This window comes from Bacillus sp. K7 (genome assembly GCF_053903245.1).
On record NZ_CP096406.1, the window covers coordinates 3311154 to 3329575 of the forward strand.

Sequence of the window (18422 nt, forward strand, 5' to 3'; positions counted from 1 at the left end):
TTTACGATCTCTCCCATATTATAACCCCGTTTAAGCGCGTTTGAAACCCTCGCCCAGCACCTCGCTCGCGTCTGCTACGATCACAAAAGCAGACTCATCAATCTGTTTGACGATTTGTTTCAATTTGGTGAATTCCGCTTGCCCAACCACGCACATTAAAATCGGGCGGTCATCGTCAGTATACCCCCCGACCGCGGAAATTTTCGTCACGCCTCTGTCAATCTTCTGTAAAACGGCTTCCTTGACTGCCTGCTCCTGCTTTGTAATAATGAGCGCCATTTTTGATCGATTAAAGCCGACTTGAACGACATCAATCGTTTTGCTGGACACAAAGACGCCAAGCATAGCATATAAGCCTTGTTCAATATTAAATACGATCATAGCCGTAACGACAATCAGTCCGTCAATGATTGCGAGACACGTCCCCAATGACAGCCCGGAGTACTTATGAATGATCTGTGCAGCCAAGGCCGTTCCTCCCGTTGAGCCTTTGCCTAAGTATACAATGCCAATTCCGACACCGATGCCGACACCGCCAAAGATCGCCGCTAGGAGCTCATGATGGGTGGCGGGCTGAATATCTCTTGTCAAAAACACAACAAGCGGCAAAAAAACAGAACCCGCAAGCGTTTTAAGCCCAAACTTTCCGCCTAACAAAATGACACCCGCAATAAATAAAGGGATATTAATCACCCATTGTACATATGCTGCTTCAAAACCATATGACTGCAAAATCGTGCTGATTCCACTGACACCGCCGGCGGCAATTTTGTTTGGAAGCAAAAATACATTAAAGGACACGGCTGTAATCGCTGCTCCTATCAGTATATATACATAATCCCGCAAAACCCGAAGTGTTTGATTCCGTAAATCCATTGCATATCCTCCGTTTCTTCCAATGCTCTCCGATAGCATTTTAATCCTTCCCTGATCAGATGTAAATAACACCCAAACGCAGTGGTAATATGCTAAAGCAGCAGTGAAATCAAGGATATGAAGCAATAAAAAAAACACACCTGCATACATCAGGCGTGTTTTCTGCTTTATGAAAGCTTAGAACGCAGGTAGGCATCGATAAATGTATCAATGTCTCCGTCCATTACCGCTTGAACGTTCCCCATTTCTGTATTGGTGCGATGGTCTTTCACCATGGAATACGGATGGAATACGTAAGAGCGGATTTGGCTGCCCCAGCCGATTTCTTTTTGTTCACCGCGAATTTCATCCAGCTCAGCCTGCTGTTCTTCAATTCTGCGCTGATACAATTTGGCTTTCAGCATTTTCATGGCTCTTTCACGGTTTTTAATTTGTGAGCGCTCTGTTTGGCACGTCACAACCACATTCGTCGGCAAGTGCGTAATCCGAACGGCTGAATCCGTCGTATTGACGTGCTGTCCGCCCGCTCCGCTTGCGCGATACGTATCAACTTTAATATCCTCCGTACGGATATCAATATCAATCTCATCGTTAAATTCAGGCATCACTTCACACGAAACGAAAGACGTGTGCCGGCGGCCTGATGAATCAAACGGCGAAATCCGCACGAGACGATGGACACCTTTTTCCGCTTTGAGATAACCGTAAGCGTTGTGTCCTTTAATCAGTAATGTTACTGATTTAATTCCCGCCTCATCACCTGGGAGGTAATCGAGTGTTTCCACCTTAAAGCCGCGGCGTTCTCCCCATCTGGTATACATTCTAAGAAGCATAGAGCCCCAGTCCTGTGACTCTGTACCGCCAGCACCAGGGTGCAGTTCTAAAATCGCGTTATTTTTATCATACGGCTCACTGAGAAGAAGCTGAAGCTCAAACTCATTGAACTCTTTTGTTAGCGATTTTAGTTCTTTTTCAAGTTCAAGCTGGAGGTCAGTGTCAGGCTCTTCTTTTAAAAGATCGTGGGTCATTTGCAATTCTTCATGGGATTCACTCAGTTTTTTATACGAATTGACATAATCCTTTATACCGTTTGCTTCATTTATGACCGTTTGAGCTTTCTGCTGATCATTCCAAAATTCCGGATCAGACATTTGTTCATCTAGCTCAGCAATGCGGGCCTCCTTTGATTCGAGGTCAAAGAGACCCCCTAAAGTCCGCTAAACGAGAAGCCATATTTTCGAGCTCTGCTCTGATTTCTGATAATTCCATTCCATTCACCTCATTAAAAGATCCGCGGGCGCCTGCAGGCGCCGCGGTCAATAACCTTGCCCGATCGAACTACTCAGCCCGGCCGCAGCAATTTTTATATTTTTTTCCGCTTCCGCAGTGGCATGGGGCATTTCGGCCGATATCAACCACTTTGCGAACCGGTGCTTTTTTTGCTTTTTTGCTGTCGTCGCCTTCTTGCTGCTGATGAGCCGTTGTCTGGCCCTGTACAACCTCTTCACGCTCCAGATTGTTTTCAATCTCAGCTTTCATCACAAATTTTGCGACCTCGTCCTCGATCGATTCAATCATATTCTCAAACATCGCAAAGCCTTCCATTTGATACTCACGAAGCGGATTTGTCTGCGCGTAAGCTCGAAGGTGAATCCCTTGGCGAAGCTGATCCATTGCGTCGATGTGATCCATCCATTTTGAATCAACGGCGCGAAGGACGATGACTTTTTCGAATTCACGCATTTGCTCTTCGCCGAAGTCCTCTTCTTTTTCATTATATTTGGTCATGATGCGATCCATAATGAGCTCATGCATTTCATCCGGCTCTTTGCCGAAGATGTCGCTTTTCTCAAGCTTGCCTTCATCAAGATAAGTCGTGTTGACAAGCTCAACAAGACCGTCAAGCTTCCACTCCTCAGGAAGCTCTTCTCTTGGCGTATAAGCTGCAATAGCACGTTCAAGAGAAGACTTGATCATATTCTCAACGATTTCACGCAAGTTTTCAGAATCAATGACTTCAAAGCGCTGCTTATAAATGACCTCACGCTGCTGGCGGAGAACGTCATCATATTGCAGGAGCTGTTTACGTGAATCGAAGTTATTGCCTTCGACGCGTTTTTGAGACGATTCAACTGCGCGGGATACCATTTTGCTTTGAATTGGAGTAGAGTCGTCCATACCGAAGCGGTCAAGCATCGCCATTGTCCGCTCAGCTCCGAATCTGCGCATCAATTCATCTTCCATAGAAAGATAAAATTGGGTAATCCCCGGGTCTCCCTGACGTCCAGAACGCCCCCGCAGCTGATTGTCGATCCGGCGTGATTCATGTCGTTCCGTTCCGACAACAGCAAGACCGCCAAGTTCTTTTACGCCTTCGCCAAGCTTAATGTCCGTACCGCGTCCCGCCATGTTTGTCGCAATCGTAATTGCTCCTTTTTGGCCGGCCTCTTCAATAATCTGCGCTTCACGTTCATGGTTTTTGGCGTTTAACACTTGATGCGGAATCCCTTTGTTTTTGAGCAGCTTAGAAATCAGTTCAGATGTTTCAACCGCAACCGTACCGACAAGAACAGGCTGTCCCGTCATGTAACGCTGTGCGACATCCTCCGCAACGGCCTTAAACTTCCCTTCCATCGAACGGTAAATTAAATCCGGACGGTCGTCACGGATAACAGGCTTGTTAGTAGGGATCGTGACAACCTGCATGTTATAGATGTTGCGGAATTCCTCTTCCTCTGTCTTAGCCGTACCTGTCATACCGGCAAGTTTTTCATACATGCGGAAGTAGTTTTGGAACGTAATTGTCGCCAAGGTCATGCTTTCGTTCTGAATCTCAAGCCCTTCCTTCGCTTCAATCGCTTGGTGAAGGCCTTCGCTGTAGCGGCGGCCTTTCATCAGGCGTCCCGTAAACGAATCAACAATAACAACCTGTCCGTCTTCTACAACGTAGTCAACGTCCTTCTGCATCGCAGCGTGTGCTTTTAGGGACTGGTTGATATGGTGGTTGAGCGCGACATGCTTCACATCAAACAGGTTATCAATGCCGAACGCTTTTTCCGCTTTCGTCATTCCTTCCTCAGTCAGCTGTACACCCTTTGTTTTGATATCAAACGTATAATCCTTCTCTGCTTTTAATGTGCGAACAAAAGCATTTGCCTGTACGTACAGCTTAGTGGATTTTGCAGCTTGTCCAGAAATGATAAGCGGCGTTCTCGCTTCATCAATTAAAATAGAGTCAACTTCATCTATTACCGCAAAATGAAGCGGGCGCTGAACCATCTGCTCTTTATAAAGAACCATATTGTCACGCAAATAGTCGAAGCCAAGCTCGTTGTTTGTGGAGTAAGTAATGTCCGCGGCATAAGCTTCCCGCTTTTCGTCTTTTGACAATGAGTTTAAATTCAAGCCGACAGTCAAACCGAGAAACTCGAAAATTTTCCCCATTTGCTCAGCATCACGGCTCGCCAAGTATTCGTTGACAGTCACGATGTGAACGCCTTTTCCTGTTAACGCGTTTAAATAAACAGGCAGAGTAGACGTTAACGTTTTCCCTTCCCCTGTTTTCATTTCCGCGATATTTCCGTCATGAAGCGCTACGCCCCCCATGAGCTGGACTTTGAACGGAAACATGCCGGTTACGCGGCGTGAAGCTTCCCGAACAACGGCGAATGCTTCAACAAGAAGATCATCGGTTGTCTCCCCTTTTTCAAGGCGCTCTTTAAATTCAATCGTTTTATGTTTCAGTGCATCGTCAGAGAGATTTTCATAGTCTCCGCGAATCGCATCAATATCGTTAGCTACTTTTTCGTATCTGTTCAGCGTACGTTTTGTTGGATCAAACATTTTATTTAAAATTCCAAGCATTTATAACGCTCCTCTATCTTCACATGCCTGATGTGCAGGCATGTATAAATAATTTACTAGCCCATGTATACCTCTCATTATCATATCATACCTTGGGTTATTTCCAAAGAATTTGCAAATAAGAAAAAACAAAAACCTTCCGTGTCGATCACGGAAGGTTGCTCTTCATTATTCAGTCGGTTCAATCAAGCCATATTTCCCATCATTTCTGCGGTATACAACATTTGTAAGGTTTGTTTCCGCATTGGTGAAAACAAAGAAATTGTGGCCAAGCATATTCATTTGCAAGATTGCTTCTTCACTGTCCATCGGTTTTAAATTAAATCGTTTCTGACGGACAATGTCCAAGCTATCCTCGTCTTCTATTTCATCCTGAACCGCGATATCTGTATCAGAGCCGAGACCATTCGCTAATAGATATTTTGGAGAGCCCTGCTCACGGAATTTGCGGTTTACTTTCGTTTTATGCTTACGAATTTGACGTTCCAGTTTGTTTGTTGCGAGATCAATTGCGTTGTACATATCCTCGTTATGCACCTCAGACCGAAGCGCCAGATCTGTCATCGGAATCGTAACCTCAACTTTAGACTCCTTGTCATTGTAAAACTTCAAGTTGACGTTCACATCGGCATTCACGCTATGGTCAAAATAACGCTCCAGCTTGCCGATTTTCTTCTCGACATGATCCTTTAACGCGGGTGTCACTTCAATATTTTCTCCTCTGATGTTATAGTTCATCAAAGAACGCCTCCCTTTTATTAAGGATATGTATCTATTTCTCCTTTACCCTTCACAATCCCTGCCCAAACGTAATTTTTTTGTGAAAATTCAGTGAACTTTGTCGAATGATGTTTTATATGCTGCTGTTATGGGCGGTTTTGAGGTATATGTATATGCTGATTATAAGAAACAAATACCTCACCCTCGCCTAAATTAATTGATGACAAAGGGCTCCATACATTGATGAATGGACAGCATCCATTGTCTATAGTGAATCAGAAAATGTTCTTTTAAATACTCGAAAAACTCATGAGAGGGAAAAGAGAAAGAAACCAATTGGTCAAACTCCGCAAAAATTTCGTCAAATGCTTTAATACTACATTCAGCACATCCCGTATTCATAATAAAAAGAAGGGTTGAATGTGATGAATCCAAATAAAAAAAGGCTTGGATCAGATCTTGGTAGATCCGATCCCCTTCTGTTTTTGATAAATTCTGTTCAGCCTCTATCAAATAACACAGCCCTTCTTCAATGGTAAAAAGAAGATGATAATAAGCTGATAAAAGCGTATAATCTTCAATGCTCTTCACGGCACTCACCTATTTACGCTTGTCATAATATCTGCCGTCTATCGTGATGTTGTTATAAGGATTTAAATACGTCGTATGCATCGTCCGTTTTCTTTTCACTTGCTGGAGCTCGTCTGCGATCGACTGCTTAAGTCTTCCCATTTCATTCACAATAAGCTGATCCCATGTCAGAATCAGTTTCATCTGCTTCCGTTCTTCTTCTGAAAGCGGCGGAGAGATCTCCTGAATAAGTTCTGCCCGTTTAGCCACAAAGTCTTCGATTTCCGTTAAAAGTTCATCGCTTTCCGGTGTATCTTGTATGTGTGACAGCATACTCTTCGTCTCAGTGTATAGTCGATCTATGTTGTTCATGCCATTCCGCCTGATCCGTGCCGGTCCTTCCGTTCACTTTGAATGGCTTGTTTCCATGCATCGCGAAAATCTGTTACATAGCCTTCAACCTCAGCCAGCATGCTCATATCACTATTGATATTTGCCTGCACCAATCTTCGATACATATAGTCGTACATCGCGCCCATGGAATTGGAAAGCTCGATGTTACGGTTCAGTGTGAAATTTAATTCCTGTATGATATTTTGCGCTTTAATCAGATTCTCATTTTTACGTTCCATATCATCATTCTCGATAGCCTGGGATGCAAGTCTTATAAATTTCAAACAGCCATTATACAGCATTAGCGTCAGTTCACCGGGTGTAGCGGTATTCACTGAATTTTGCTGATAAGCTGTATAAGGATTTTGGATCGCCATGTGTCATCCTCCAAATTACTTTTATTGTACAAGAAGCTGTGATAAATAGGACGCTTGTTCATTCATTTTTTGAATCGCAGAATCCATTGCACTAAATTTTTTATAGTAGCGAGTTTCAATGGTATTCAATCGGTCCTGCATTTTAATAATATTCGTGCTGATTGTATTTAAATTTTTACCGATTGAGTAGTCAGTGGTGCCCATTGTCGAGTTACCGGCTTTTGCTTCAATGCTTTTCACTGTGCTTTTCAGTGTGTCACCGATACGTTTCATAATTCCTTTTTCACTATAAGGGCTGCTGTTCGTCCCGTTTGTAAATAAAGCGGCAACACTTTGCGGATCTTCTTGTATTTTTGCCTTTAGTTTTTTTTCATCAATCTCTAAATGTCCCCGCAATTGATAAGTGCTTGAAGTGGTGATGCCAAACTCAGTCAATTGATGCGTTTTTCCATCAGCCGTTACTTGAGAATAAAAATCGGTTCTCATTTGGTTCGTACCCGTGCTTATACTGGTATCATTTCTCAGTAAACCGCTTTTTGCCTTCTCTTCCCAGAGTTCGACCTCTTTATCGGACATTGCTTCTTTTTGTTCACTCGTCAACGGAGTATAGTCTCTGTATTTTTCTTCGTGCAGCTTTTCATTCAAGCTGTCAACCAATTCATTGTATTTATCTACAAACTCTTTAATTTGGTTATAAATCCCGTCCACATCAGTAGAAACAGATGTAGTAACAGGGCCTGTGGTTGCTGTTGTATTTTTGAGCGAGTAGGTAACTCCGTTAACCGTAAAGTTGTTTGACAGCTTCTCCATTTCAAAGCCATCGATTGTGACTTTTGCATTTGTTCCTTCTTTGTATGCAATGAGCTTATTATCAGCGTCTAAAGAAAAACCAAGCTGGCCGGACATAAAGTCGGCTGTAGCTGAGTCTGCTGCCTGTATGCTGCCTCCTGCGCCTGTTGCTTTAGAAGAAAACGCAATCGTTTCTACATACTCGGTACCATTCCAAATTTTATCTTTAAAGGCTGATACTCCAAGATCAGATTTGTTAATTTTAGATATCACATTATCAATCGTATCAGCACTCGTCACACTGATGTTGACGGTTTTTGCCGTTGTTTCGCCAGGCGCAACAACATTAAATGCCAAATTATAGTCACCTTGAGTGTATCCCGCATAATTATCGGCCTTATACGTTGCTGAAGTTGCCAAGCTCGCTACTTCAACAGTAGAAGACGCATTTGGCGCAGTTGAACTTCCTGTAGCAGTTAACACAGACTCGTTTGAGCTAGTCACAGTTTTGCTCTGATACGTACTCGGATATGTCAGCGTATTTTTAGACATATAATCTTGCAATTCTTTTATTTTAGTATTTACTTCCCGATAGCTGTCACGCTGCCATTCAAGCGTCTGCTTTTTTTGCGTCAGCCTGTCAAGCGGCGCTCTTTCTGTCTGCATCAGCTTTGAGACGATATCATCTATATCCATTCCTGACGCCAAACCTGTTATTCTCATGACCATTTCAAACACTCCTCATCTACTTTTTTTCATCTACAAACAACCCAAGAAATTCAGTCATAGCCGCATAAAAATCAAGCCACTGTTTTGGCGGAATTTCGCGGATGACTTCATTTGTAGAGTCCTCTATTACCTTTACATAGTATTCATTTAACTCTTCGTGAAGCTCAAACTTCAGGTGAACTTGCGAAGGTTCCAAAAGCTTGTTCATTTCCCCTACCATTTCAGAGAGATTGGTATATGAAACTTGCTGAACAGGAACCTCACTCTCATGATCTTTTTGATTATGTATTTGAGTATCATAACGATCCCAAACAGGTTGTAACGTAGTGAGCCTTTCAATGTTCAATTGATCATCCCCTATGTCCCAATCTACCGTTTATATCGACTGAGTAGAGAGAAGATTACACATATTTTTGGAAAAAAACTCATCCGTTTTAGATTTCTTATTTAGATATACTTTTATCAAGCTAGCGGGCAATCCGATTATTATATCATGAGTTAGGGATATATAGCAGGGGAATCATTCGGAGTTAAACATATAAAAAAAGGACCCGGCAATGCCAAGGTCCTTTTAAAATTAACGTAATAATTGAAGTACGTTTTGCGGCTGTTGGTTCGCTTGAGCAAGCATTGCTTGAGAAGCTTGAGAAAGAATGTTGTTCTTTGTGAACTCGCTCATTTCTTTCGCCATGTCAACGTCACGGATACGAGACTCAGCAGCTGTCAAGTTTTCACCAGAAGCGCTCAAGTTGTTGATTGTGTGCTCAAGACGGTTTTGTACCGCACCTAATTCAGAGCGTTGTTTTGAAACTGTATTGATCGCATCATCAACAATTTTTAACTGAGCATTGAATCCTACAGTTGCAACAGTAGCATCGTTAGTAGCAAATTGAGTTACATCAATGTCAGAAACTGCTTCTCCTGCTACAAGAGCACCTGTACCATCTACAGCACCGATAGCTGTAGCAGCCATGCTTTCGATATTAACAGAAAGCTGTTGTCCTCCGTTAGCACCAATTTGGAAAGTTAATTTATTTCCGCTTGCAGAGCTGAAATCTCCGTTAAGAAGACTTTTTCCGTTAAACTCGGTACGGTCAGAGATACCGTTAGCGTTAGTTCCTCCACCAATTTCCTCAACTAGAGAGTCAATTTCGTCTTGGATCGCTTGAAGATCAGTACCATCTTGAGTACCCGTGTTTCCTGCTTGAACAACTAGTTCACGAACACGTTGAAGGATTGAGTGAGTTTCGGTTAATGCACCCTCAGCTGTTTGGATAAGAGAGATTCCGTCTTGAGAGTTTTTAGAAGCCATTTCTAAACCTCTGATTTGTCCTCTCATTTTTTCAGAGATCGCAAGACCTGCTGCGTCATCTCCAGCACGGTTAATACGAAGACCTGAAGAAAGTTTCTCCATGTTCTTTTGGCTCGCACCGTTGTTTGAAGACAAACGGTTCAGTGTGTTAAGCGCTGCGATATTGTGGTTAATTCTCATTGTTTTGTTCCTCCCTGAATATGTTTTTGGCACGTCCTTGTGCCTCATTTTTTATAACTGGCGGAGTCTTTTGCGTCTCCTCCCGGCTACATCATTAATATCGGATTACCTCTGATTTTGTTAATAGAAAAATAAAAAAATCCTCACTTTTTTTGTGAGGATAATGCGGAGATGACATCGCTGGATAACGCTGCCGCGCGGTTGTTTTCTTCCTGAATGGTTAAGTATATTTCTTTTCGGTGAATATCAATATGCTTTGGGGCTTCAATTCCCAGCTTCACTTGATCACCTTCAATCGAAATGACTTTCACTTCAATATCAGCACCTATTTGAATCGCTTCGTTTATTTTCCGCGATAAAACTAGCATGATTCTCCTCCAATCGGATGCTTTGTCGTATATGAGGAGTCGTGTAAAACGACTTGCTTAGCCTTCATGTTCTTGCGGTTCACAATAATGGGAGCCAATAAATTGGCAGTCGATTTTTCGAACGGCTCAGCCATGGTCAATATGGCCATGACTTCCACGTCTTCAATGTTATCAATAGCCAAAAGTTCGGCGGTTGATGCATCAAGGTCAAATTCATAGTTCTTAAAAAAGATGAACGGACTGACAACGATGAACGCAAGATTTTCTGAAGTGACGGACTGCAGCGCCACAAATGGAGAGTCTTCTGACAGCGGAAGAATAACGAACTGTTTTTCTTCTAAAAAGCCTGGAATCCCGCTTTCAAAAAGAATAATTTGTTCTTCTTTTACGTTCATTTGGCCATGGTACTTCGTTTGAATGATCATTGTTCACGATCCTTTTCTGTTTACTTTTCGAATGATTCTTTCGGGTATTCTACATCTATTTTTAAATCAGGGTATTGCAGCATGTCAACCTTAACGTTCCCCGGCGTATAATCCACAATTGGCTTATTCGGTTCAGCCTGAATGACAGGCTTTTGAGGCGTAATCTGAATATCAAGCTGTGACGGGGTATATTGGATTTTCACTCTTGAAAGAGACGGGACATAATGTTCGCCTAATTGAATTTGTTGCATTTCAGAGTTCCTCTTTGCTTGTGAAGCAATTGGATTCCCTTTGTTTTCAATTCTCATAAGCTCCTCTCCTTCTTCTACAGTTCGAGCTATTCCCGCCATTACATCCTCCTGCCCTTGTTGTGCGGCTTCTTCAATTCTTTTGAAAACATGCTTTCTGTCTAATTCTTCCCATGCTTGCGTTTGGTCAATCGTGAGTTTTCCAGGCGTAACCGATATTTCCATTTCCGCGCTTGGCTGTTCAATTTCGAGATCGGCTTGCGGCTGCTCCATTTTTAAGGTGGCGGGCGTCGTCGTTAAACCAATTTTCCCTTGAACACTGTGCATAATCAATCTGGGAATTTGCATCATTCTACCTCCTAAACTATAAAAAAAGCGAACTCCTGAGAGCCGCTTACTTTAAAAAGTCAATCAATGTAGGCTGAACAATTTGCGCATTTACAGCAAGGGTAGCCCTATGCACGCTTTGCTGCGCAATAAATTCTGTTATTACTTTTTCCAGTTCTACATCTTCATTATCAGACAACACTTTTGTTGCTGTTTCTTCTTGAGCTGAAAGCCTAGTATTAATCAGTTCAAGACGATTATATCGAGCTCCGAGATCAGAGCGTTCAGCACTCATGCCGTTAGAAAATTGATCAATATCCTCTAAAACATTGTCCATGCCATCGATTGAACCCGTACTAAGTGCTTGCTCAAATGAGTCAAGTATTTCAAATACATTCTGTCCGCTTTCAGACGTGCCCCCAAAAGCTGACTTTGGATCTGAATTCACTTTTAAATTCATATTATTTGATATATTGACCACAACATCAGCAGTATCGGAAATGGTATAAGTTCCGTCTCCGTTATCAGTAACCGGAGGCGTGTCTGAATTCGTTCCGTTAAAGATATATCTGCCGTTTACTTGTGTATTCGCAATTTTTAAAAGCTGTTCCTTTAACTGCTTTACTTCTACGCCAATCGCTTGCCGCTCATCTTCACCATTTGTGTCATTTTTAGCCTGAATAGCCAAGTCTTTGACTTTCGTTAAAATGTCAATTCCTTCAGTAATATTCGTTTCTGTGTTTTCAAGCCAGGTAAAAGCTTGAGAAGCATTACTTTGGTATTGCTGAACCTGGGATAATTGCGTATGGTATTTTAGGCCTTTCATAGCTACGACAGGGTCATCGGATGCTTTTGAGATTTTTTTCCCTGAAGAAATCTGTGATTGAAGTTTATCCAGCTTCGAGTAGCTTGAACCGATATATCTCAATGAGTTTTGCTGAATCATGCCCTGTGTTACTCTCATTTGATCTACCTACCTTCCTCCGACACCCATGCCGTTAATCACTTTATCAAGGATTTCGTCTTGTAAAGTCACCATCCTCGCAGCAGCATTGTATGCGTGTTGGAATTGAATCATATTCGTCATTTCTTCGTCTAAAGAAACTGCGCTCATTTGCTGACGGTTGATGTCGGCGTCGTTAAGCTGTGTTTCAGTATTAGACGCGAGCCGATTCGCTTCTTGCGCTTTAATTCCAAGCTCGCCAATCAGTCCCGCATAGTAATCCAGCACACTTGTTTTTGTGCCATTAATGGTAATATCACCAGTTAAAACATTCGCTAGCTTTGTTGCATTTGCATTGTCATTGGCTGCGCCAGTTAGTGAGAAAGCAATGTTCGCGCCTTTTGAATCTAATATGCTATCAGCAATTTTAATCTTGCCCGCTGCTCCTTTTGCCGGCTCAGATTCGCCTCCGGTAAAATCAAAAAAGTCTCCGCCTTGCTCACCGCTTTTGGTCAAACCATTTTTGTGAACCTCATTGAAAGCTTTAGCGAATTCAAGCGCCATATTATCAAGGTCAGAAAGCATATCCGGATATGAGCCCTTTACTTCGCCGCCTGCTGTTACATATCCGTAAGATTCTATAAATCCTAAAAGAGACCCTTTACTGCTGAATGACCCAGCCTGTACAGCAGCGCCTCCGATTGAAACACTTGATACTAAACCAGTTTCATTATCATAATTGGCTGCAAGTTCTGAAACCTCGTAATTTTTACCGTCCAAAACAGTTCCCAGCGACTGTTTATTTTTATCAATTATTTCAATTGATACAGTTCCTTCAGCAGAAGCAAGTGCATTCCCGCCTGATTTGTTATAGCTGAGTTTGATATCAACCATTGAGGATAATTTATCGATCAGCACATCTCGCTGGTCATATAAACCATTCGGAAGAAGCCCGACTGGCTCTACTTGCGCAATTTGCTTATTTAAGCTGTTTAATTGAGAAAGCAGAGAATTGACATCTAATACAGTAGTATCTAGCTCCGCTTTTAAGTTCGATTGAACATTTGTAAGTGATTCAGAAAGGTAATTAAACGTTTCTGCTAAAGCTTTTCCTTTTTCAGCAACAACAGAACGCGCGCTGTCTTCGTTTGTATTGTTTGATAACTCCTGAAGGGAATTCCAAAATGAATTGAGCACACTGTTTAAGCCGCTTTCATCCATCTCATTTAAGATGCCTTCCATCTGGGACAAAGCTTTGGCCTTAGTGTCGTAGTAACCGGCACTGTTGTTTTGAAGGCGGTATTGGTAGTCAAGAAAGATATCTCTTATTCTCTCAACTGACTTGCCTTGAACGCCCGTTCCCATTTGTCCCGCGGTTTTTTCTGCGTTTTTTGATACAGCAGGAAAATAGTCAGTTGCTTCCAATGAGACCCGCTGTCTTGTATAACCGTCTGTATTGGCATTTGCCACGTTATTTGCAGTAGTGCTTAACGCTGCTTGCTGAGCGCTTAACGCCCGCCTTGCAGTTTCAAGCCCCATAAAGGTAGATGTCATGTTCTGAATTCCTTTCTGCTAAGCTTTTGAATCAAATAGCTTCATTCGGCTGCTCTTCGGAAGCTCAGCTTTAATTGATTTGCTGTAATTGAAGTTATTTTCCTTAGGAACCAGCATATCGTACGAAATTGAAATGAATTGCAGCGCATCTCTTGTGAGCTGCCTATTCATCTCATTCACTTCCTTCAGACGTCCGATAGCGTTAGAAAGAGACTCATATAGTTGTTCCAGCTCTTCCTTTTCACTGCCTGAAGTTTTGGCGATACATGCGGAAATGGTGTTGTTTTCACTGTATCCGAGAAAAGCGGAAGTTGCTTTGATCCGGTCATCTTCTGTCTGTCCGATTGCTTGTATATATTTTTGCTCTTTTGTCAAAATGTTAGAAAGCTCTTTCGTTTTGCCGGCCTTGAGCGCTTCCGTCTTTTCCTGAGACAGCGTGAGCAGGTGCTCATGAAGAACGCAAAGTCGCTTCAATTGGTCAATAATTGGCTTTGCTGACATGGGCTTTCTCCTTTTTATTGCTTTTTATAAAAGTTAACAATATTTTTCGCTATATGATTAGCGTCTACTTTGTATGACCCGTTTTCAATTTGCGCTTTAAGCTGCGCAATTTTTTCCTGGCGCGAACCAGTGACTGCATCAGATGCATGTTGCATTTCTTTAGCCTGTGATGAAATCTCAATTTTATCTTGGGGCTGTGCAGCATTTTTTTGCACCGCTTGCTTTTCATATTTTTTTTGGTATGGATTAACGGATTGTGTTCCAAATTGATTGATTTTCATAGGATTCCTCTCGCTTTCCGTTGCAGTCTTTAAACAATCTAACCCTTTTATCGACTGCGGTTTCAGTTAGTTTAGGGAATCAGCTGTTTTTGGTATTATAGGCATAGTACGTGTCTTTTTTACTATTTTCCCTCTCGGTTTTCAGTGCATCTTCATGGTCCAAATGATCCATTTGAGCCTTTATATCTGACTGGCAAGCCTTACAGAACTTGCCTTCTCGAATCGATGTCCCGCACCTCTCACATGGGTATGCCAAATTAGGAAGATGAGTGATTTGAATCCGTTTCTGCCTGATGAATTTCAATATCAGCTCTTCTTCTACACCTGTTTCCTCTGTTATGCGGTCCAAAGTTGATTTCCGATTTTCCTGTTTTCTTAAAAACTTATATACAGTCTCAAATGATTTTTCTTCTTCCTTAATACACGCCTGACATACAGTTTGCAGCTTTGTTTTAAAAAATAAAGCATTGCATTTTGGGCAATTCGCCAGTTCTCCCATCTTTTTTTCTCCTTATTCGATAATATACCTGTTAATTTCTAGTGATTATATCGGCAGAAAAACAGAATCATTTAGCTTCTGATCAAGGTAAAAGATGCCACAGAACCGGCTTTCCCCTTCTCTAATAAACAGCGGGCTGCAAAATGCAAAGTAGCGCCTGTTGTATAAAGATCGTCTATTAAAATGATATTCATACCTTCGACTGAATTGTTTTTTGTATCAAAAATATGCTCTGAAAGCAGGCGTTCTGCTTTCGTTTTCTTAGACTGTTTCTCATTATTCAAGCGGAAGAGGGCATGGCGGATAGGACGGTCTAAGCATTCTGCGAGGAGCTGTGCCTGATTAAACCCACGCTCCTTTTCCCGTTCCTTGCTCAGCGGAATAGGAACGAGAACAACATGCTTATCGGGGTAAACCTTTGAGAAGGTTGAAGAGAAATCACTTTTAAATGCATTTATGATTTCTGCATCTCCTCTAAATTTAAAACGGGAGAGTGTTTCTTTCATCATATCATTATATGTGTAAACTGAACGGTTTTGGCGCAGCAGCAAGCTGTCATTCATCCTTAATTTCCACGTCTCGCAATCCTTGCATAGCTCATGAATGGATTGAGGCTTGCCGCATAGCGGGCAGATATGCCCTGTGATTTTTTTAAATTTGCTTCTGCAGGAATGACAGACCTTTTCTTCAAGCTTTAATAAAAAAAGAGCTCTCCATGTAACAGGTTGAGAAAATGGCGTATCACATAATAGACAGATCAGTTTATGAATTCCCCCTCCTGCTTCTTTTGGCATAAATCGTTTGGACTATCTGAAACCGCTGCAGCAGATTCAGCCAAAATCACAAGCATAGCCGTATTTTTTTGTTTATCTACCAGCTCAGCTTTCGTATATGCGATCTTTTTAAGATCAGTAACATAAGATGGTCTTACTTGATTTAAAGAAAGTGCCAATACATCGTTTTTGCATACTTGGCAAGTGCAAGTCATATGAAGCTGGTCCATATATCGGTCGAGCAGTTCTTTCATTATGATTTCTTTGGAATTGACAAGCATTTTTACAGCCCCTCATCATCAGTTATATGAGTATACTGTACCATGTTTTCAAATAATGGCTAGTCTGTTCTTTCATTTTTTTCCGCCAAAGCATTCATTTCTTTTATATGCTTTCTTGCATCCAGCATGCTCTTTGTTTTTCCGTAATGAAAGAAAATAACATCGCCGTCCGCGTATTCTTTATGCCGGCCGGTTCTTCCTGCGATTTGCACAAGTGCGCTTTCCGTAAAGATAGGTGATTCCGCCCCTAATATCCCTGTTTGCACCTTATGAACCGTAACGCCTCTTTCTAATATTGTTGTTGTGATTAAAAGATCAAGCTGACCATCTCTGAATTGCTGTACTTTTTCTTTTCTGTCCTTATCTTCCGCATGAACAGACGCCGTTCGGCAATGAATATCTTTAAAGCAGGCCGCTGCCTTTTCTAAAACAGAAACGGAGGGAACAAATAAAAACACAGGCCTCCCTTCTTTCACATGAAACTCTATCCATCTTTTTACCGCTGGCGGGATTTTATTTCGGGTTAATTTCTTTTTCCAGTTTCCGCACCATAGAAAACGCGGTTCTGGAAGAGGTTTCTGGTGGTGTCTTGCTGGAATGCGAATTGAATGCAGCTGTCCGTTCATTGTTTTTCTTTTTAGTTCTTTAGAAGGTGTTGCACTTAAATAAACCAGGGTGCTGATTTTCTTTTTGGCTTTTTGAACAGCGAATTGAAGAGTTTGATCAGCGGAATACGGAAAAGCATCAACTTCATCAACGATGATAACATCGAATGCGTCTTTATATCGCAAAAGCTGATGTGTAGTGGAAATCACAAGAGGAGATAAACGCCCTTTGTCCTCGCTGCTCCCGTATAGTGCCGCAATGTCAGCGCCCTGAAAAGCGGCCTTGAGCCTCGGAGCTAGCTCTAATACAACATCGGTGCGGGGTGTCGCAATACATACACGCAGTCCTTGATTTAATGCTGACTCTATACCGGGGAATAATATCTCTGTTTTGCCAGCGCCGCAAACTGCCCAGATGAGGAGTTCTTTTTTTCTGGATATTGCCTCAATTAAGACATTGGCGGCTTTTTGCTGTCCCCTTGAGAGCTCGCCATTCCAAGTCAGCTTGATAGGCTTCCAATGGAGTTCATCCTCCTCTTTCCATGAATATAAAGGCACTTCCTCACTTACTCTTCCCATCATGACACAGGAACGGCAATACAGCTGCTTCTTTCCAGATGAGTGATAATTAGAAAAATAACATTGATCATTTTGGCCGCACCTATTACACCTATACTCCCGTTTATTTTTGGATATTGAGTTTTGAGCGCCAATATAACCGTTCTTGATATGCCATTCAATCAGCTCATCGGAAAATGGGACTTCAGTTCTGAGCAAATGACGGCCTTGAAGCGTCTGCTGTAATTCTTTTGAGAAAGTCATGTTCATAGCACCGCCTCCTTTCGAGAAAGTATGGCTGATTGAATATTTTCTGTCCAGTGGTCAAAATATAAATATAAAAAAATCTCCGCTGCTAAAACGGAGATTTCATGTTATTGAAAACACCAGCAAATTCCAAGCGCGCCCTCACCCAAATGAGTGCCGATTACCGCTCCAAAATAACTGTTATAAAATTCAACATGAGGATATTTTGCAGAAAGCTCCTCAATGATTTTCGCTGCTTCTTCTTCTCGATTAGCGTGAATAACAGCAGCACGCATAGGCAATCCTTTACTCGCATCCTCGTCTAAAAGCTCATAAATTCGTGAAATTGCTTTTTTACGTGTGCGAATCTTCTCAAAAGGCACAATTACCTTATTGTCAAAGTGAAGAATAGGCTTTACCTTTAGAAGACTCCCAATAAAGGCCTGGGCACTGCTTAATCGTCCGCCCCGCTGAAGGTGCGCTAAATCATCTACCATAAAATACGCCCGAACTGTTTTTTTCATTTCTTCCAGTTCTTTTATGATATCTTCCGGTGATGACGCTCCATTTTTGATTAATTCAGCAGCTTTAAGAGCATAAAAACCTTGAGCCAAACAGCTGATCTCTGAGTCAAATGGATACACTTTAATATTTTCCACCATTGCGTCAGCCGCTGCTGCACTGCTGAACGTGCCGCTGATTCCGCTGGAAAGATGGATACTGATAACCGCATCATAAGACTTGCCAAGCTCTTCATACAAAGCGATCAGTTCGCCGATTGGCGGCTGTGAAGTCGTGGGAAGCTCAGTATGGTTCTTTACTTCCTCGTAGAAGCTTCTCCAGTCCAATTCGATTTCTTCCCGATACGTTTCTTCACCAAACACAACCTGGAGTGGGATCATATGTATTTGATGTTGTTCACGCATTTCTTTCGGGATATATGCCGTGCTGTCTGTTACGACTGCAATATTCATAGATTCGATACCTGCCTTATTGCTTAATA

General features: G+C 42.1%; 22 protein-coding genes. All 22 read right to left on the reverse strand.

Going from position 1 to position 18422, the window contains the following annotated elements:
* Positions 1-30 precede the first annotated feature (30 nt).
* Entirely contained in the window at positions 31-876 is an 846-nt protein-coding gene (locus M1D98_RS16950; RefSeq protein ID WP_010328758.1) for a YitT family protein, read from the reverse strand.
* 167 nt (positions 877-1043) lie between these two features.
* Positions 1044-2145, reverse strand: a protein-coding gene (prfB, locus tag M1D98_RS16955) for a peptide chain release factor 2 (RefSeq protein ID WP_121643378.1) whose coding sequence is annotated in 2 segments (ribosomal slippage) — positions 1044-2072 and positions 2074-2145 — 1101 coding nt in all. Because the reading frame shifts where the segments join, the coding sequence is not laid out codon by codon here.
* A 69-nt stretch (positions 2146-2214) separates the two neighbouring features.
* The gene (gene secA, locus M1D98_RS16960) at positions 2215-4740 is read right to left on the reverse strand and encodes a preprotein translocase subunit SecA (RefSeq protein WP_010328760.1); all 2526 of its coding nucleotides are present in this window, start codon (positions 4738-4740) and stop codon (positions 2215-2217) included.
* Positions 4741-4908: 168 nt separating this feature from the next.
* Positions 4909-5478: a ribosome hibernation promotion factor gene (gene hpf / locus M1D98_RS16965; RefSeq protein ID WP_121643379.1), complete on the reverse strand. Its 570-nt coding sequence runs from the start codon at positions 5476-5478 to the stop codon at positions 4909-4911.
* Between the two features lie 195 nt (positions 5479-5673).
* Positions 5674-6051 carry a hypothetical protein gene (locus tag M1D98_RS16970; protein WP_010328762.1) on the reverse strand — a complete coding sequence of 126 codons (378 nt, stop codon included), beginning with the start codon at positions 6049-6051 and terminating at the stop codon, positions 5674-5676.
* A 9-nt stretch (positions 6052-6060) separates the two neighbouring features.
* Entirely contained in the window at positions 6061-6402 is a 342-nt protein-coding gene (locus tag M1D98_RS16975) for a flagellar protein FliT (protein ID WP_010328763.1), read from the reverse strand.
* On the reverse strand, positions 6399-6800 hold the full coding sequence (fliS, locus tag M1D98_RS16980; protein WP_010328764.1) for a flagellar export chaperone FliS: 402 nt from the start codon (positions 6798-6800) through the stop codon (positions 6399-6401). Before fliS ends, M1D98_RS16975 begins: the two co-directional genes overlap by 4 nt.
* Before the next feature lie 21 nt (positions 6801-6821).
* Positions 6822-8318, reverse strand: a complete 1497-nt coding sequence (locus tag M1D98_RS16985; protein WP_010328765.1) for a flagellar hook-associated protein 2 — start codon at positions 8316-8318, stop codon at positions 6822-6824.
* A 16-nt stretch (positions 8319-8334) separates the two neighbouring features.
* Entirely contained in the window at positions 8335-8664 is a 330-nt protein-coding gene (gene flaG / locus M1D98_RS16990) for a flagellar protein FlaG (protein WP_010328766.1), read from the reverse strand.
* A gap of 231 nt (positions 8665-8895) precedes the next feature.
* Positions 8896-9810 carry a flagellin Hag gene (gene hag, locus M1D98_RS16995; protein WP_010328767.1) on the reverse strand — a complete coding sequence of 305 codons (915 nt, stop codon included), beginning with the start codon at positions 9808-9810 and terminating at the stop codon, positions 8896-8898.
* A 143-nt stretch (positions 9811-9953) separates the two neighbouring features.
* The gene (gene csrA / locus M1D98_RS17000; protein WP_010328768.1) at positions 9954-10178 is read right to left on the reverse strand and encodes a carbon storage regulator CsrA; all 225 of its coding nucleotides are present in this window, start codon (positions 10176-10178) and stop codon (positions 9954-9956) included.
* Complete coding sequence (gene fliW / locus M1D98_RS17005; RefSeq protein ID WP_010328769.1) at positions 10172-10603, reverse strand: flagellar assembly protein FliW; 432 nt, start codon at positions 10601-10603, stop codon at positions 10172-10174. Before fliW ends, csrA begins: the two co-directional genes overlap by 7 nt.
* 20 nt (positions 10604-10623) lie before the next feature.
* Positions 10624-11199 carry a DUF6470 family protein gene (locus M1D98_RS17010; RefSeq protein WP_268522366.1) on the reverse strand — a complete coding sequence of 192 codons (576 nt, stop codon included), beginning with the start codon at positions 11197-11199 and terminating at the stop codon, positions 10624-10626.
* A 46-nt stretch (positions 11200-11245) separates the two neighbouring features.
* Positions 11246-12142 (reverse strand): flagellar hook-associated protein FlgL, encoded by an 897-nt coding sequence (gene flgL / locus M1D98_RS17015; protein ID WP_435576274.1) that lies wholly within the window; start codon positions 12140-12142, stop codon positions 11246-11248.
* A 9-nt stretch (positions 12143-12151) separates the two neighbouring features.
* A complete protein-coding gene (gene flgK / locus M1D98_RS17020; protein ID WP_456279772.1) occupies positions 12152-13675 on the reverse strand; it encodes a flagellar hook-associated protein FlgK in 1524 nt (507 codons plus the stop codon).
* Positions 13676-13693: 18 nt separating this feature from the next.
* The gene (flgN, locus tag M1D98_RS17025; protein ID WP_010328773.1) at positions 13694-14176 is read right to left on the reverse strand and encodes a flagellar protein FlgN; all 483 of its coding nucleotides are present in this window, start codon (positions 14174-14176) and stop codon (positions 13694-13696) included.
* Between the two features lie 14 nt (positions 14177-14190).
* The gene (gene flgM, locus M1D98_RS17030; protein ID WP_010328774.1) at positions 14191-14457 is read right to left on the reverse strand and encodes a flagellar biosynthesis anti-sigma factor FlgM; all 267 of its coding nucleotides are present in this window, start codon (positions 14455-14457) and stop codon (positions 14191-14193) included.
* Between the two features lie 79 nt (positions 14458-14536).
* Complete coding sequence (locus tag M1D98_RS17035; protein WP_010328775.1) at positions 14537-14956, reverse strand: TIGR03826 family flagellar region protein; 420 nt, start codon at positions 14954-14956, stop codon at positions 14537-14539.
* Between the two features lie 71 nt (positions 14957-15027).
* The gene (locus M1D98_RS17040; protein WP_121643387.1) at positions 15028-15750 is read right to left on the reverse strand and encodes a double zinc ribbon domain-containing protein; all 723 of its coding nucleotides are present in this window, start codon (positions 15748-15750) and stop codon (positions 15028-15030) included.
* Entirely contained in the window at positions 15714-16010 is a 297-nt protein-coding gene (locus tag M1D98_RS17045) for a late competence development ComFB family protein (protein WP_010328777.1), read from the reverse strand. Before M1D98_RS17045 ends, M1D98_RS17040 begins: the two co-directional genes overlap by 37 nt.
* A gap of 59 nt (positions 16011-16069) precedes the next feature.
* The gene (gene comFA / locus M1D98_RS17050; protein WP_435576276.1) at positions 16070-17443 is read right to left on the reverse strand and encodes an ATP-dependent helicase ComFA; all 1374 of its coding nucleotides are present in this window, start codon (positions 17441-17443) and stop codon (positions 16070-16072) included.
* 104 nt (positions 17444-17547) lie between these two features.
* Complete coding sequence (locus tag M1D98_RS17055; protein WP_121643389.1) at positions 17548-18393, reverse strand: DegV family protein; 846 nt, start codon at positions 18391-18393, stop codon at positions 17548-17550.
* Between the last annotated feature and the right edge of the window lie 29 nt (positions 18394-18422).